The organism is Shewanella algae, from assembly GCF_009183365.2.
Taxonomy (GTDB): domain Bacteria; phylum Pseudomonadota; class Gammaproteobacteria; order Enterobacterales; family Shewanellaceae; genus Shewanella; species Shewanella algae.
The window spans coordinates 118276-134089 of the sequence record NZ_CP068230.1; the positions used below are offsets into that span (position 1 = coordinate 118276).

Annotated in this window: 13 protein-coding genes; 7 read left to right on the forward strand and 6 right to left on the reverse strand. The window is 54.1% G+C overall.

Annotated elements, in window-relative coordinates; translation table 11 throughout:
* Window positions 1–57: 57 nt before the first annotated feature.
* The gene (locus E1N14_RS00550) at window positions 58–915 is read left to right on the forward strand and encodes a 23S rRNA (adenine(2030)-N(6))-methyltransferase RlmJ (protein WP_025010798.1); all 858 of its coding nucleotides are present in this window, start codon (window positions 58–60) and stop codon (window positions 913–915) included.
* A gap of 147 nt (window positions 916–1062) precedes the next feature.
* Here E1N14_RS00550 and E1N14_RS00555 read toward each other — a convergent pair whose 3' ends face one another.
* The 4 genes from E1N14_RS00555 to E1N14_RS00570 all read right to left on the reverse strand — a co-directional run bounded on the left by E1N14_RS00555 (window position 1063) and on the right by E1N14_RS00570 (window position 3969).
* Complete coding sequence (locus tag E1N14_RS00555; protein WP_062793578.1) at window positions 1063–1494, reverse strand: hypothetical protein; 432 nt, start codon at window positions 1492–1494, stop codon at window positions 1063–1065.
* A gap of 25 nt (window positions 1495–1519) precedes the next feature.
* Entirely contained in the window at window positions 1520–2167 is a 648-nt protein-coding gene (locus E1N14_RS00560; protein ID WP_081782944.1) for a lytic transglycosylase domain-containing protein, read from the reverse strand.
* Window positions 2168–2343: 176 nt separating this feature from the next.
* The gene (locus E1N14_RS00565; RefSeq protein ID WP_025010794.1) at window positions 2344–3378 is read right to left on the reverse strand and encodes a DUF3137 domain-containing protein; all 1035 of its coding nucleotides are present in this window, start codon (window positions 3376–3378) and stop codon (window positions 2344–2346) included.
* 21 nt (window positions 3379–3399) lie between these two features.
* Window positions 3400–3969, reverse strand: coding sequence for a LemA family protein (locus tag E1N14_RS00570; protein WP_025010793.1), 570 nt, complete (start codon window positions 3967–3969; stop codon window positions 3400–3402).
* Between the two features lie 629 nt (window positions 3970–4598).
* Here E1N14_RS00570 and E1N14_RS00575 point away from each other — a divergent pair.
* Window positions 4599–6197, forward strand: a complete 1599-nt coding sequence (locus E1N14_RS00575) for an AbgT family transporter (protein WP_028780867.1) — start codon at window positions 4599–4601, stop codon at window positions 6195–6197.
* Window positions 6198–6298: 101 nt separating this feature from the next.
* On the opposite strand, the gene E1N14_RS00580 is transcribed toward E1N14_RS00575, so the two are convergent.
* Window positions 6299–7270 carry a GlxA family transcriptional regulator gene (locus E1N14_RS00580; protein WP_025010792.1) on the reverse strand — a complete coding sequence of 324 codons (972 nt, stop codon included), beginning with the start codon at window positions 7268–7270 and terminating at the stop codon, window positions 6299–6301.
* 222 nt (window positions 7271–7492) lie between these two features.
* On the opposite strand from E1N14_RS00580, the gene E1N14_RS00585 reads away from it, so the two are divergent.
* The 3 genes from E1N14_RS00585 to E1N14_RS00595 all read left to right on the forward strand — a co-directional run bounded on the left by E1N14_RS00585 (window position 7493) and on the right by E1N14_RS00595 (window position 9854).
* Entirely contained in the window at window positions 7493–8356 is an 864-nt protein-coding gene (locus E1N14_RS00585) for a DJ-1/PfpI family protein (protein ID WP_025010791.1), read from the forward strand.
* A gap of 140 nt (window positions 8357–8496) precedes the next feature.
* Window positions 8497–8901 (forward strand): hypothetical protein, encoded by a 405-nt coding sequence (locus E1N14_RS00590; protein WP_152134843.1) that lies wholly within the window; start codon window positions 8497–8499, stop codon window positions 8899–8901.
* Window positions 8902–8942: 41 nt separating this feature from the next.
* Entirely contained in the window at window positions 8943–9854 is a 912-nt protein-coding gene (locus E1N14_RS00595; RefSeq protein WP_025010789.1) for a cation diffusion facilitator family transporter, read from the forward strand.
* Window positions 9855–9875: 21 nt separating this feature from the next.
* Here the strand turns inward: E1N14_RS00595 and hmpA are convergent, their stop codons facing one another.
* Complete coding sequence (hmpA, locus tag E1N14_RS00600) at window positions 9876–11066, reverse strand: NO-inducible flavohemoprotein (RefSeq protein ID WP_025010788.1); 1191 nt, start codon at window positions 11064–11066, stop codon at window positions 9876–9878.
* Between the two features lie 428 nt (window positions 11067–11494).
* Between hmpA and E1N14_RS00605 the strand changes: the two genes are divergently transcribed.
* Complete coding sequence (locus tag E1N14_RS00605; RefSeq protein ID WP_025010787.1) at window positions 11495–13681, forward strand: OsmC domain/YcaO domain-containing protein; 2187 nt, start codon at window positions 11495–11497, stop codon at window positions 13679–13681.
* A gap of 283 nt (window positions 13682–13964) precedes the next feature.
* Window positions 13965–14981: an IS110 family RNA-guided transposase gene (locus E1N14_RS00610; protein ID WP_025012161.1), complete on the forward strand. Its 1017-nt coding sequence runs from the start codon at window positions 13965–13967 to the stop codon at window positions 14979–14981.
* Window positions 14982–15814: the final 833 nt, after the last annotated feature.

Consider the following 15814-nt stretch of genomic DNA (forward strand, 5'->3'; position numbering starts at 1 on the left):
CGCAGGCAGAGCAGCTATAATGCCGCGGTCATTTACCCGTCAGTCATTGGGGAACCCATGCTCAGCTACCGTCACGGTTTTCATGCCGGCAACTATGCCGATGTGCTCAAACATTCCATCTTGTTGCAGGCGCTGAGCTTGTTGCAGAAGAAAGATAAACCTTTGGTTTATATCGATACCCATGCCGGTGCCGGTGGCTATGCGCTGGAAGATGATTTCGCCCAAAAGACAGGGGAATATCTGGAAGGTATAGGCAAGCTCTGGCAGGAAACGAGTGTGCCGCAGGCGATGACAGCCTATCTGGAGGCGGTGCGCCATTTCAACGAAGGCAACGAGGAGCAGGCCACTGATGAGCTGGCCTGGTATCCCGGATCTCCGGCGATAGTGGATATGCACCTTAGAGAGCAGGACAGAATGCTGCTGCACGAGCTGCACAATACCGATGTCGAATTGCTGCAGGAGTATTTTGAAGGTGCCCGTCAGGTGAAGCTGGTTCACGGCGACGGTCTGCAGGGCCTGTTGGCCGCCGTGCCGCCACTGGAGCGTCGGGCACTGGTGCTGGTGGATCCCAGCTATGAGCTCAAGAGTGACTATCAGGATGTGGCCGATACCCTGATAAAAGCTCATCGCAAGTTTGCCACCGGGGTGTATCTGCTCTGGTATCCGGTCGTCAATCGGGCCCAGACTGAAGCCATGCTGACGAAGCTGAAAGACAGCGGCATTCGGCGCCAGTTACGGATAGAGCAGAGTATTAAGCCGGATTCGGATGAATTCGGTATGACGGCGGCGGGTCTGTGGGTCATCAACCCGCCATGGCAGTTGGATACCCAGGCCGAAGAGCTGCTGGCCTGGCTCCATCCCAGGCTCAATCAGGGTGGCGGCAGCGTCACTGTCTCCTGGGAAGTGGGCGAGTAAGCTTGGTTCCATCATAAAAACAGTTGGCCGGGTCACTGGGTATTAATTGGGTACTAAGTCGGATACCGAGCTGTGTACTAATGGACCGGCCTGTTAACAGTGGCCTTTACGGCGTCTAAGCGACTGTGTGATAGCGACTGTGGTGAGTTATTCCGACAGTGCTTTCAGCTCGGCCAGCGTCGCCTCATCTACGAGCCCTAGCGCCAGCGCCTGCTGCGGATTAGTCTCTATCAAATAGGCACTGATACTCATCATATTGCGCAGCGCCATGCCGTTGGGGCCATCGTAAGCCGGCTGCTCGTTCCACTGATCCTGAGCCCAGGCGGCCCAAGTGGCCTTGAGGCTGTAGCCCGCCTCACAGAAGATGGTGCGGGTCAGTTGGCTGCCCTTATCCAGCATCTCCTCGTCGTTCATGCTGTTGTCTAGCTCGCCCTTGTGGCTTTGCATGACTTGCTTAACTGCCGCTATCGCTTCGGCGGTTGCGGGAACTGGCCCAAGTTGGCTGTCATCACAGGCTATTACGCTGGAAAAGGGCATCAGCAGACAGGCACAAAGGCCGAGGGACTTGAGGTTAAACATCTTCACTTCCTTGTTGTTGCGCCTCTCAGGCGCGGCTCAAATTGCGGTAGCGCTCCAGCAAAATTTTCACCCGTTTCACATAGGCGCGGGTTTCCGGGTAGGGTGGCACGCCGCGATATTGGGTCACTGTGGTAGGGCCGGCATTGTAGGCCGCCAGCGCCCGGGTCATATCGCCATCGAAACGGGCCAGCATCTGCGCCAGATAGCGGCTACCGGCATCGATATTCTGTGATACCACAAAGGCGTTGCTGACACCAAGCTCTTTGGCGGTATCCGGCATCAACTGCATCAGCCCCATAGCGCCGGTACGAGACAGGGCCTTGGCGTTGAAGGCCGACTCGGCGTGGATCACCGCCCGGATTAGCGCAGGATCCAGATTGTAAGTTTGGGCGGCGAGGGCGATTTCGGCGGCATAGTCACTGTCAAACAGAGGGATTGCCTGCCAGTTTACCTTGGAGTCTGGTCGGCAGGCGAAACAATCATAGAGAATGATCTGATATTCCTGGCTGCCGGGGGGCTTGTCGCTGAACGCCATCACACCGTTGGCCTGGCGGTACTGATAGACTTTACGCTTCGGCAGACTGCTGTCACTGATGCCGTGTTCGGAGTAACGCGCCACTATACGGGGTTTGGTCGAAGGCTCTTTAGTCAAAGCTGAAATTTTTTCACCCATGACTGAAGGCTCTTTACTTATAGCTGAAGGCTTTTTTCCTACGGCTGAATGCTCTTCACCCATAGTGGCCTCTTTCGAAGGCATAGGTATCTCGGTGCCGGCAAGCGCAGCAAAGGGCAGCGCCGAGCTCAGCAGCCAGAGTAGCAAAGAGATGAGTCCTTGGCCGGAAGTGTGCTTCACGCCTGATAACCCGCCCGTGTTTCCAGTTTCAATATGTCAATGATAGCAAAGAGTTGCTGCATTTCACCGTGGATCTGGCTGAACTCCTTTTCGAAGGTGGCTCCCTCAAAGATGGAGGCGGTCTCGAATCTATCCTTGTTACTGGGAAACAGGATCAACAGCTGCCTGCCGTGGAAGGCGCAGCGCAGATCCCGGCCGAACTTCTTGCTCAAGTCCAGCAAACGCTCCATAAACAAGGGGTTCATCAACACCCGGCCATTGATCTGATTGTCGGCGAAGACATCGAACTCTTTCTCGAACACAGGATCTTCCAGCTTCATCTGCTTCAGCCCCGAATAGCTGGAAGAGAGTTTCCCCAGCAGGCCGCGGTCGCGGATCAATACCGCATGGCAGCCGAAGTTTTGTGGCACGGTAAAGGTCATGGCCAGTCCCTTGAATACCTCGCTGGTACGCTTCTTATTCTTGCTATCCCGATATTCTGACTTCAGCACTAATTCACTGATCCCCAGTTCGACCTGTTTATAGCTACCGGTAATAAAATCACTGGAATGCGCTATGTCGTGCTTGGGCAAAATGCCGGCATCACGAAATGGTCGCAGAGGTAAACCATCGTTGGGACTAAAGGTAAAGTCGTCGCCGAAATAGCGGAAGATCAGCGGGAACAGATCTTTTTTAACCTGTGTTTGAAACGCCTTGATGGGTTTCTTACACCAGAAAAACATCAGCAAAACCGGGGTAAGGGCGAGGGCAAACGAAGCTTCCGGGCCAAGGGAACTGTAGTACATAAGGTCGTACCAATAGTGCCAAACCAGCAGCAGAGTCACCACAAGTGTCAGTACAAACAGGGCTACCCGGGTTCGGCACTGCTTGAGGCTCTTGATCCTCAGTCTTTCATACTTACTGGCCTTGGGCTGTATATGCTGGCGATAGTATTGCTGCAGCTTGGGCAGGTCTTCGCTGGGGGCCTGTAAGCCTTTTCCCGGGCGTACCGGGGAAATCTTGGCCCCCATCAGGAAGGTGATAATATTCACGGGTCAATCTTTTACTCTGTCTCAGTTCAAATAGTCGCCGGCATTGACCGGACTTTTGGCGCTTTCATCCGCCTCATAGAAGGGCAGAGCCTGCACCTTGGCCATGGAGGCTATGATTGAACCCGGGAAAATTTCCACCGCATTGTTGAGCTCAGTGACCGCCGAGTTGTAGAAGCGCCGCGCCGCAGAAATATGGGCCTCCACTTCGTTATAGGTCTGCATTGCCTGCAACATGGTGTTGTCTGACTTGAGTTCAGGGTAGTTTTCTACCGACACCATCAACTGGCCGACACGGCTGTTGAGCTGGTTGGCCAAATCCAGATGTTGTTTTACCGCATCTGTGTCGGCCGGATTGTAGCTTTGGGTCAGTTGCGTGCGTAATTCGGTGATCTCGGTCAGCAGCTGTTTTTCATGGTCCATGAAGCGCTTGGCTATGGTGAGAATATTGGGCAGCAGATTGGCCCTTTTCTTGAGCTGGACATCTATGCCGGAGAGGGCTTCACGGGCCGTGTTGCGTTTTTTTATCAGGCTGACATACCAGAGATAAATCAGTATCACGGCGATCGCCAGTATCAACAAAAATCCATCCATATTTGCTAAAGTTCCATGCAGTTTTTTCTGAACTGCGCCAGCTAACCATAAAATGGCCGCAAATGCATCTTTGTTGTGATTTTGAACCTATGCTGGCCCTTTGACGGCGAGTCTTGCCAAGTCAATGAAAACCATCACTTATATGGCTTTAAAGATAGATTTAAGCAAAAGCTGGCAAATCAAAGGCTTGGGCTGTACGTTTTTAGTACATGGAAACATTATATGAATGATTTGTTTGAAATATTTATCTATTTTTGAGTGGTAAAAAAACAGCAACTTTTGACTCAAGTCTGTCGGAAGCCGCTATAGGCCATGAGAAAACTGTTTACCGTGCGTCAAAGAGAAGAAATGGAATCATACTATTTACAAACAGCTTTTATTATGTTCAGGCAAGGTTCAGACAGCGTATTGTAAATTGTAATGACACAACGTTGGGGCAAAGCGAATTAGTTCAGCGAATTTGCCTTTATGGACCCGCCCTGGGTCCTTTTTTTTGCCTCTAATTTCCCGCCATTCTTCCAGGTTAAGTTTCAGTTAAAAGTGTCACGGCAAAATGGCCGGCCGCTTGTCGTAGATGTTACGGCCATGAAAATAGAACCGGCAGCCGAGCCGGCAGACAGGGAAATCAGATGCAGTCCAATCATTCTCAGCAACCGCTCGAAACCGCCAAGAGTGGCTGGTTTATCCGCTTCCTCAATGTGGTGGAGCGCCTTGGCAACCTTTTGCCACATCCCATCACACTATTTGCGTTGTTTTGCGCAGCCGTCATCCTGATCTCCGGCATTGCCGGTTATTTTGAAGTCACAGTGGTGGACCCTCGTCCCGAAGGCGCCAGTGGCCGCAGCGCCGATGGCCTGATCCATGTGGTCAGTCTAATGAATGCCGAAGGGCTGCGGATGATAGTCTCCAACCTGGTGACCAACTTTACCGGTTTTACGCCGCTGGGCACTGTATTGGTGGCCTTGCTCGGGGTAGGGATTGCCGAACGCTCAGGACTCTTGTCCGCCGGCATGCGGGCGCTGGTGATGGGAGCCTCCAAGCGCCTGGTTACCCTGACTATTGTCTTTGCCGGAATCGTCTCCAATACCGCCGCCGAGCTGGGTTATGTCGTGCTGATCCCCATGGCGGCGATGATCTTCCATTCTCTTGGCAGGCATCCCTTGGCGGGGTTGGCGGCGGCCTTTGCCGGGGTATCCGGTGGCTACAGTGCCAACCTCCTGCTGGGAACCGTGGATCCCCTGTTATCCGGGATCACCGAAGCGGCGGCGCAGATGATAGACCCTGACTACACTGTGGGCCCCGAGGTCAACTGGTACTTCATGTTTGTCTCCACCTTTGTGATCTCTTTCCTCGGCGCCTTGGTGACAGAGAAAATCGTTGAACCCAAGCTCGGTCGCTATGATGTCTCTGAAGCCAGTGTCGATTTGGAAGATCAGCGGATGGAAACCGTCACCGAACTGGAGAAAAAGGGGCTGAAAATGGCTGGTTTGGCGGCGCTGCTGCTCGGCGCAGTCTTGGCCTTGACCGTGGTTCCCGAGTGGGGCCCACTGCGTCACCCCGAGACGGGGGAAGTGGCCGGTTCGCCGTTTCTCAAGGGAATCGTGGTGTTTATCTTTGTCTGCTTTGCCATTCCTGGGCTGGTATACGGCAAGGTGGTGGGCACCATGAAAAAAGATACCGATGTGATCAACGCCATGTCCCACAGCATGAGCACCATGGGCATGTATATCGTATTGGTGTTTTTCGCCTCGCAGTTTGTGGCCTTCTTCAAGTGGACCAATCTGGGCGCCGTGTTGGCGGTGACCGGCGCCGATGCCCTCAGTGCCCTGGGGCTGACCGGGCCGATAGTCTTCCTGCTGTTTATCATGATGTGTGGCTTCATCAACTTGATGCTCGGCAGTGCCTCGGCCCAGTGGGCGGTGACGGCGCCGATATTTGTGCCCATGTTGATGTTGGTGGGTTATGCGCCGGAAACCATTCAGGCGGCCTATCGAATAGGTGACTCAGTGACTAACCTGATCACGCCCATGATGAGTTATTTTGGTCTTATCCTGGCGGTCGCCGCGCGCTACAAGAAGGACCTGGGGATAGGTACTCTGGTGGCTACCATGTTGCCATACACGCTGGTATTTTTCGTCGGTTGGACCCTGTTCTTCTTCCTCTGGGTATTCGGCCTGGGGCTGCCGGTTGGCCCAGGTGCGGCTACCTACTATTCACCGGCGGGCTGATGGTCTGTAACAGTGAATGACTGAGGATTTTAGTGGGAAGGGGCTTAGGTGATATACGCTAGCCCCTTTTTTAATCTTTTGGCTTTATTCGGCGCCGCGGCTTAAGGACGGCTAAAGCCAGAGTAAGTCTTGCGCCAGTTGCTGGGGCTCACCCCCAGGGCGCGTTTGAAGGCGTCTCGCAGACCGGCGGCACTGGCAAAACCGCAGCTGGAGGCAATCAGTTCCACCGACATATGGCTCGACTCGAGCAAGGATTGCGCCCGGCGGATCCGCGCCTGCCCCAGCCATGCCATAGGCGCCAGTCCGGTTTGCTCCCGGAACTTACGGTTCAGGCTACGCTGGCTTAAACAGGCTCTTTCTGCCAGTTGTGCCAAGGTCAAAGGCAGGTGCAGATTGTCCATCAACCAGAGTTGCAAATTGGCCAGCTGTTGCTGCTGCGGCAGCCATTGGCGATGAATTCTTTGCGACTGACAACCCTGACGCTCGAGCGGCATCACAAAGAAGTCGGCCGTGGTCTCGGCGGCCTGGGCACCAAAGTCACTGGCTATCATATGCAGACACAGATCCTGGCCCGCGGCCAATCCCGCCGAGGTCAATAGCTGGCCGTTGTCGACAAACAGCATGTCCTCTTCCACCTCTATATTGGGATAACGCTTGGCCAGTTCGGGCGTCAGTTGCCAGTGGGTAGTTGCCCTGAGGTTATCCAACAGGCCTGCGGCGGCCAATACGCAGGCGCCGGTGCAGATAGATGCCAGTCGTACTCCGGCCCTCGCGGCTTGTTGCAGCGCCTGAAGGACTTCGGGCTCGTTGAATGCCAGGGGATTGCGGATGCCGGGGATTATCACAGTATCCACTTGACTCAGCAGCTCAAGCGGGGCGATATCCGAGATGCTCAATGCGCCACTGCAGATGGATTGCTCCGGGCCGCAAAAGCTTACCTGGTAAGGTTTGTGGCCGCCGCTCAGGGAAACCAGAGGAAACATCTGGTAAGGAATGGCGAGATCGAAGGCGACAAAATCCCTCAGTACCAGAATCACAATCCTGTGCTGAGGTTGAGAAAGAGCTGAAGACATGTTTCCTGCCCGGCGCCATTCCGGCGGCCCAATAGCGTATGTGTGCAAGGCAATCTAGTTCAAGCTCAAAACCCTGTACAGCGGCTTGTGGCCAAAGTGACTGCCTGGATCACAGCCTGCCCAAGTTGGCCAGACTCTTGCGGCAATTGGCCGGTAACCGGCTGTTGCAGCCTGCAATAGGTTACTAATCTCAACGGGACTTTCTGACTCAAAGGAGCGTTTATGAACCGTCGAGACTTCACCTTATCCTGCCTGGGAACGCTGGCCGCAGCCTCTCTGGGCGGCGTGGCACCTCAAGTGCTGGCCGCGGGCGCCTCAGGCCAACGGCCGGCAGCAAACTCTTTACCCGCCGGCACCAAAGCCAGCACGAGCGGCAAGCCACATATCGCCTTTGTACTGTATGAGGGCATGACGGCCCTGGATCTCATCGGGCCGGCTGAAGTGCTAGCCGGTGAACAGTTTGATGTGGACTTTGTTTGGTACGACAAGGAGGTGGTCTATGCCGAGAGCCGCGCCAACAAGCGTTTGGGGTTAATGCCAACCGCAACCTTTGCCGAGATTGAGCAGACAAACATTCTCTGCGTTCCGGGAACCAGTAATCCATACACACAGCTGGAGCGCACCGAAATGATTGACTGGGTGGCTCGGGTCGGCGCCAAGGCAGACTGGGTCACCAGCGTCTGTACCGGCTCATTTATTCTCGGGGCCGCCGGTTTGCTCAAGGGATATAAGGCCACCTCTCATTGGGGCGTGTTGCAGGACTTGCGCTACTTTGGCGCCGAGCCTGTAGTCGAGAGAGTGGTTCACGACCGCAATCGAGTCACAGGCGCCGGGGTCACTTCAGGGATCGATTTTGGCTTGCTGCTGCTGTCGCTGCTGACAGATGAGCAGACAGCCCGCGGCAAACAGCTGGTGCTTGAATATGATCCCCACCCCCCTTTTAGCAGTGGTTCGCCCAAGCTTGCTTCTCCTGCCTTGTTGGAAGCGGTACGCGGTGGTTATATGGATTACCTGCAAGCGGTTGCCCCCAACTCCCGCAGCCAACTGCAGGCCCTGGCAAGCAACTTGGGGATCAAGCATCCCTGAGACAGGCCTTTAAGGTTTAGCTTCAAGGCATTGTAAATGAGGACGAAAATGGTTCCGTTTTTGTTCTAACTATAAGCTATTGTTGAACTTTTTCTATTGTCATACACTATCGGGCCCTTTGGTTTGTTGGTTGGGCCCGCATGCGTTTTTCATCTGCACGTTTGTTGCTGCTAATGGCTTGGTTGGCCACGAGTTTTACCCTGGCCGCCGAGATAGGCGACACGGCCGTGGTCGGTAAACTCTATTTCAGCGGCGCCGAACTGCCCGGGCAATTGACTCCAGAGGGGGCCGGTTGGTGGCCGGAGCCTATTTGGTTGCTGTGGCTCATGGGCCTTGGCAGCTTCTTTTGCCGTTTTCGTTGTTTTGCGCTCTGGCTGCTTGCTTTGCTGGCGTTGCAACTCAAGTTTGCCATTCGGGTCGACGACAGCCTGCTGTGGAGCAGTTGGCTAGTGTTGCTATTGCCGACACAAGTGTTGTTTGGCCTGATTTTGCTGTTGATTGACCGGGGCGAGGGCGCACGAGCCCAGGTAATCACCCTTGACTGACGATAGTCCAATTCCCAAGCCGTATTAAGGGGGAACAATAGATGTCCAGAAAAGCCAGAGCCGCCATGGTCTCGGTCTGCTCCAATATTTCGCTGATCATCATGAAGGTGGCGGCGGGTATTGTCAGTGGTTCGGTCAGTATCATTTCAGAAGCGATTCACTCCGCCATGGATTTGGTGGCGGCCTTGATCGCCCTGTTTGCCGTGCGCCGCGCCGATGTGCCGCCTGACTGGGATCATCCCTACGGCCACGACAAGATAGAGAATGTTTCCGGGGTTATTGAGGCGCTGTTGATTTTGGCGGCGGCCGGCTGGATTATTTTCGAGGCCGTCGGCAAGTTGCTCAGCCCCTCAGAGGTAGAAGGCCTGGGCTGGGGGGTATTGGTGATGCTGTTGTCGGCACTGGTAAACACAGGCGTCAGTGCCTATCTCTACCGGGTGGCCAGGGAAGAACAATCGGTGGCGCTTGAGGCCGATGCCCTGCACCTTAAGGCCGATGTGCTCACCTCTCTCGGGGTAGCCGTGGGGCTGCTGCTCATCTGGGTGGGTGGCTATTTTGGCCATAATCTGGCGCTGCTGGATCCCATAGTAGCCATAGGGGTGGCGCTGTTTATTCTCAAAGAAGCGATAAGCATGTTGGATCAGGCCTTCAAGCCGCTGTTGGATCACAGCATCAGCGAAGAGGAGCTGAACCAGGCCGCCGAGATAATCGCGCACCACTGTCCCAATGAAGGCGGCTTTCACGACTTGCGTGGCCGTCAGGCGGGCAGACGGCGTCATATCGACTTCCATCTGACCTTGCCCAAGGAGATGAGCGTTGGCCATTCCCATGCCATCTGTGACCGTATCGAGCAGGCCTTGATGGCTGCCATCCCCCATGCGGCGGTGTTTATCCATGTGGAGCCGCTGGAAGAGCAGCCCGAAGAAGAAGGCTTACTGCAACAGGGCGCCTGAAGCGGCGCCCGTATGGCTGCATCAGAGCCCTTGATGGGGGCCGAACACTTCATAGTGGATCTGCGCTTCCTCAATACCCAGAGCCAGCAACTGCGCCTTGATGCTCTGCATAAAGCCTATGGGGCCACAGCAGTAGAATTGGCCCTCGGATGGCAGCATGGCCGCTATCGGTTCCAGCACCATGGTGCCCTTCAGGTCATAATCCTGTCCCTGAATATCAGTCTCAAGCGGCTGGCGATACCAGGTCAGTGCCTTGAGATTTGTCTGCTCGGCCTGTTTGCGGCGTATCTCTTCGGTAAAAGCATGCTGGGCGCCATTTTCACAGGCATGCAGCCATAGTGTCTCGGCGCAGTCTTGCTGCAGGCGGCTGTTTAACATGCTCAGCATAGGCGTCAGGCCAACTCCGGCAGATAGCAGCACAACCCGGGTGTCAGGCTCAGTATTCAGGAAAAAATCCCCCGCCGGCGGGATCAGCTCAAGCTCGCTGCCAATATCGAATTCATTATGCAGCAGGTTGGAAACCAATCCTTCGTTTTCACGTTTAACGCTGATGCGATAGTTGCGGCCGTTGGGGGCATCCGACAATGAGTATTGGCGTATCTCGGTATGGGCCAGCGCCGGATGGCTGAGTTTGAGGTTCAGGTATTGCCCCGGCTTAAAATCGGCCACAGGGCCGCCATCCTTGGGCGTGAGTTCGAAGGAGGTAATGGCGGCAGACTCGCGGCGTTTGTTGCTGACAACAAAGGTGCGGGTGCCGCTCCAACCTCCTTGTTTGCCTGCGGCATCGGCATAAATCTGTGCTTCGCGGCCAATAAAGATATTGGCCAACACCCCATAAGCCTTCTCCCAGGCGCCCAGTACCTCTGGCGTGACGGCATCGCCACCGAGTTCTTCCAGAGTGGCAAGCAGATGCTTGCCGACTATGGCGTATTGCTCGGGTTTGATCAGAAAGCCTGTGTGTTTCTGGGCAATTCTTTCCACGGCTTCACCGAGAACAGCCAGATTGTCGATATGTTGGGCATAGGCGGCGACGGCATTGAACAAGGCTACAGGCTGATCGCCCTTATGCTGATGAGCCAGGTTGAACACATCTTTCAATTCAGGATTGTGGTGGAACATGCGCTGATAGAAGTGTTTGGTCAGCTCTGGGCCGGCGGCAACCAGCAGGGGAATAGTACTCTTGACCACTTGGATAGTGTGTTGATCCAACATAAAGACAACCTCAAAGATTCATTTAAGTTATATGTTCAGCGATAAAATAAACATGCATTTGATTTGGATCAATAAAAATCCTGACTGGATCTGTCAGGCATTCAGTATGGTTCGCAAAAACACTCGTGTGCGTGATGTATATCTATGTTTTATCGTATCTAGATCCTGATTCTGGCTTGTTCGCTTCTTTGGTTCGCTTCTTTGGTTCGCTTCTTTGGTTCGCTTCTTTGGTTCGCTTTTCTGGTGCCGGAGCCAAGTTGCCTTCAGTGGCCAACAGTCTTGGCCAACAATGACTTTTGCCGCTAAAAAGCGGATAATTCCCCCAATTTTGCTCAATTTGACCCAGATCACAGCCGGTCGCCGGTTTTACCGCTGCGGCGAGTGTCATCGGGCGAGCGGGAAACCCCGCCGGAACTCGGAACTATCCAATGGAAATCAAAGTAAATTTTCTCGACAACCTCAGACTCGAAGCCAAGTTTGATGACTTCAGTGTCATTGCCGACCAGCCAATCCGCTACAAGGGCGATGGCTCGGCGCCGAGCCCGTTCGACTACTTTCTGGCTTCATCAGCGCTGTGTGCCGCCTATTTTGTGAAGGTGTACTGTGTCGCCCGCGATATTCCTACCGAAGGCATACGCCTGTCGCAAAACAACATAGTCGACCCGGAAAACCGTTATAACCAGATCTTCAAGATTCAGGTGGAACTGCCGGACACCATCTCTGACAAAGACCGTGAAGGCATACTGCGTTCCATCGACCGCTGCACTGTGAAGAAAGTGGTTCAGACCGGCCCCGAGTTCCAGTTGGAAACCGTGGATAACCTGGATCAGGACGCCCAGGCGATGCTGATGCTTAAGCCGGATGACAGCCACAGCACCTTTATTCTGGGTAAGGATCTGCCGCTGGAGCAGACCATAGCCAACATGACCAACACCTTGGCCGAACTGGGGATGAAGATAGAGATCTCCTCCTGGCGTAACCTGGTGCCCAACGTTTGGTCGCTGCATATCCGTGATGCCGCTTCGCCCAAGTGTTTTACCAACGGCAAGGGCGCAACCAAAGAGAGCGCGCTCTGCTCGGCCCTGGGCGAGTTTATCGAGCGTCTCAGCTGTAACTTCTTCTACAACGACCAGTATTTCGGCCCCGAGATCGCCAACGCCGAATTTGTTCACTATCCCAATGAGAAGTGGTTCCAACCCGGCCCCAACGATGAGCTGCCGCCCGGAATCCTCGATGACTATTGTCTGGAAATCTACAACCCGGATGGTGAGCTCTGCGGCTCCAACCTTATCGACACCAACTCGGGCAATGTCGAGCGCGGCATCTGCGCCATTCCTTATGTGCGTCAGTCCGATGGCGAGACTGTGTATTTCCCCTCCAACCTGATTGAAAATCTGTATCTCAGCAACGGCATGAGTGCAGGTAACAATCTGGATGAGGCCAAGGTGCAGTGTCTGTCCGAGATTTTCGAGCGGGCGGTGAAGCGCCGCATCATAGAAGAGGAGCTGGTCCTGCCTGAGGTGCCGAAAGCCGTGCTGGCCAAGTATCCTTCGATAGTGGCCGGCATAGAGGCGCTGGAGGCGCAGGGCTTTCCGCTGGTGATCAAGGATGCCTCCCTCGGTGGCCAGTTCCCCGTCATGTGTGTGACCCTGATGAACCCCCGCACCGGCGGCGTGTTTGCCTCCTTCGGCGCCCACCCCAGTTTTGAGGTAGCGTTGGAGCGCAGCCTCACTGAACTGCTGCAGGGTCGCAGTTTCGAGGGCCTAAACGATGTGCAAAAGCCTACTTTCAACAGCATGGCGGTGCAGGAGCCGGAGAACTTTGTTGAACACTTTATCGACTCCAGCGGAGTGATCTCCTGGCGCTTCTTCAGTAGCAAGCCGGACTATGAGTTTGTCGAATGGGACTTCTCCGGCAGCAACGCCGAAGAGAGCCAGAGCCTGTTCGGGATTCTTGAAGAGATGGGCAAAGAGGTCTACATCGCCGAGTTTACCGAGATAGGCAACGCCTGTCGGATCCTGGTGCCAGACTTCTCCGAGGTGTATCCGGTATCGGATCTGATTTGGGACAACACCAATAAAGCGCTGGACTACCGAGAAGATATTCTTAACCTGCATCGCCTCAGCGACAGCCAACTGCAAAGCCTGTCCGAGCGCCTCGAAGACAGCCAATTGGATATCTACACGGATATCATCACCCTGATAGGTATAGAGTTTGATGAAAACACCGTCTGGGGCCAACTGACGATACTCGAACTCAGATTGCTAATCTGCCTGGCCATAGGTGAACTGGAAGAAGCGTTGGAGCTGACCGAAACCTTCCTGCAGTACAACAACAATACCGTCGCTCGTGGCCTCTTCTATCAATGCCTGCAGGCGGTGTTGGAGATCAGCCTGGACGATGAACTCGAGCTGGACGACTACCGGTACAACTTAGGACGCATGTTCGGCCAGGAAACCCTGGATGCTGCCATAGGGTCGGTCAATGGCACAGTGCGCTTCTACGGCCTGACCCCAACCAATATGCAGCTCGAAGGCCTGGAAAAACACCAGCGGCTGATCGAAAGCTACAAGAAGCTGCATGCTGCAAGGGCTAAGCTGGCCACCAAGAAGTAGTTTAAGTTCAAGGGGCGTGTGTGCCCCTTGATAATCCTTATTTGCAACAATGGCTTTCGGCGACCCCGAGGGGGAGTCGGTGCAATTCTTCATCCCAAAGTGTCGTATTCAGCTGCAGATATACGCCTAATTCCAGGCACAGGCGGGACTGTGACCGTCGAAAACAGGGACGTTTTCGTCGAGCGCCCATGGATAATGGAATGGACCCATCCCCTTTTAACCGGCCTCGCAATGGGCCACGATGAAGTTGTTGAAAGTCATCTGGAAAGAGGATGGGTCCACTATGAAGATTACAACCATCGGTTTGGATATCGCAAAGTTGGTGTTCCACGCTGTTGCGGTCAACAAAGCAGGTAAGCTGGTGCGCAAGAAAATGCTTAAACGAAAAGAAGTACTCGGTTTTTTCGCTAAGTTGGAACCTTGCCTGGTCGCGATTGAAGCCTGTGGTGGCGCTCACTATTGGAACAGGGAAATTACTGCCCTTGGTCATCAGGTTAAGTTGATCCCTCCTCAATATGTCATTCCCTATCGGCAGGGAAATAAAAATGACTACAACGATGCCCTTGCCATAGCGGAGGCGGCTCAGCGACCAAACATGCGCTTCGTGCCCGCCAAATCTATCGAACAACAAGATGTGCAGATGTTGCACAGGGTTCGTGAGCGACTCACACAGCAAACCACCGCCTTGGTGAATCAGGTTCGAGGCATGTTGGCCGAATATGGCATCGTGCTGGCAAAGGGAAAAACGGCCTTTCGCAGTCAATTGCCCGACATTTTGGAAGACGGTGAGAATGCACTCACAGCCAAAGGTCGAGCGATTTTCCATGGACTGTATAATGAGTTTGTCGAACTTGAGAACAGGCTGAAAGGGTGTGAAAAGCAGGTATTGCAGGAAAATGCTGATAATCCTATCTGCCAACGATTAGGCACCGTCTTGGGGGTTGGTCCTGTCACTGCGACGGCATTTTATGCCGCTGTTGGGGAGGGGAAGGCATTTCACAATGGCCGCCATTTTTCAGCTTGGTGCGGTCTGGTGCCCAGGCAGCACAGCAGTGGCGGCAAGGATAATCTGCAGGGGATCAGTAAGCGAGGCAATGCCTATCTACGAACCTTGTTCATTCATGGTGCCAGGTCCATTTTGCGTCACTGCGAGCACAAAACCGATAAGCTCAGCCTATGGGCGAAGGCCCTCGTGGAGCGTCGAGGCTTTAATCGCGCCTGCGTTGCAGTAGCCAACAAGCTTGCCAGAATTGCCTGGGTCATAGCGGCCAAAGAAGAAACGTATCGGCCGGCGACATGAAGCTTATAAATCAGGTTGTGAAGTAAGATAATGCCAACCTATCACCAAGTTGCGGTGACAATTGATTTGATGATGAGACAGTCAGACTGTTCTACTTAAAACCTGTTGAATCCATAGGCTCATCGTGAAGCCGCAGGGATGATGAGGAAAGTAGAAGCACATATCCATCAGGGCCAGAGATTTAACTCAGTAACAGGCCGAATATATGGGTGCAATGAACTCTTCTCAAATTGAAATCAAATGTCTTGCAAACGGGATGGGTCCATATATGGGTTCACAACAACTTCCCTGTTTAACGGCCAGCTCACCATCCCTGGTTCGCGCTCGAAAGCATGTTGCTGCGCAACCCTCGCCGAGTCACAGGATCGCCTGTGCGAGAGCGCACCGCAGGTGATGGGATACATCCGTCGCCGGAGGCCCTGCCAATACTAATTAGCGACTTTTAGCTGGAAGCCATGATTGCCGCTGTGCCAGCGGCCTAAAGTCGTGGTGTTCCACACCACACCGGGCAAGGGGCTTTGCTTGTCCAAAGCCCCTTGCATCCCCAAGGACACCCCGACGTAGCCGAAATCCCCGCTGGCTTATGAAGCCAATTGGCTACACTCAGGACTCGCATCCATGCTTGACCTTCGAGCCTCAACATCCCTGTCTCGGCTACGCCAATTTGCAACAACGCCAGCGGCGGCTCCGAAGGGGGAGTTGGTGCAATTCTGTAATAATAGCGTTGCTTGAAATTGCTTATATATCCACAGACATACACCTAATTATCAGGCATAGGCGGGACTGTGACCGTCGAAAACAGGGACGTTTTCGTCGAGCGCCCATGGATGGGT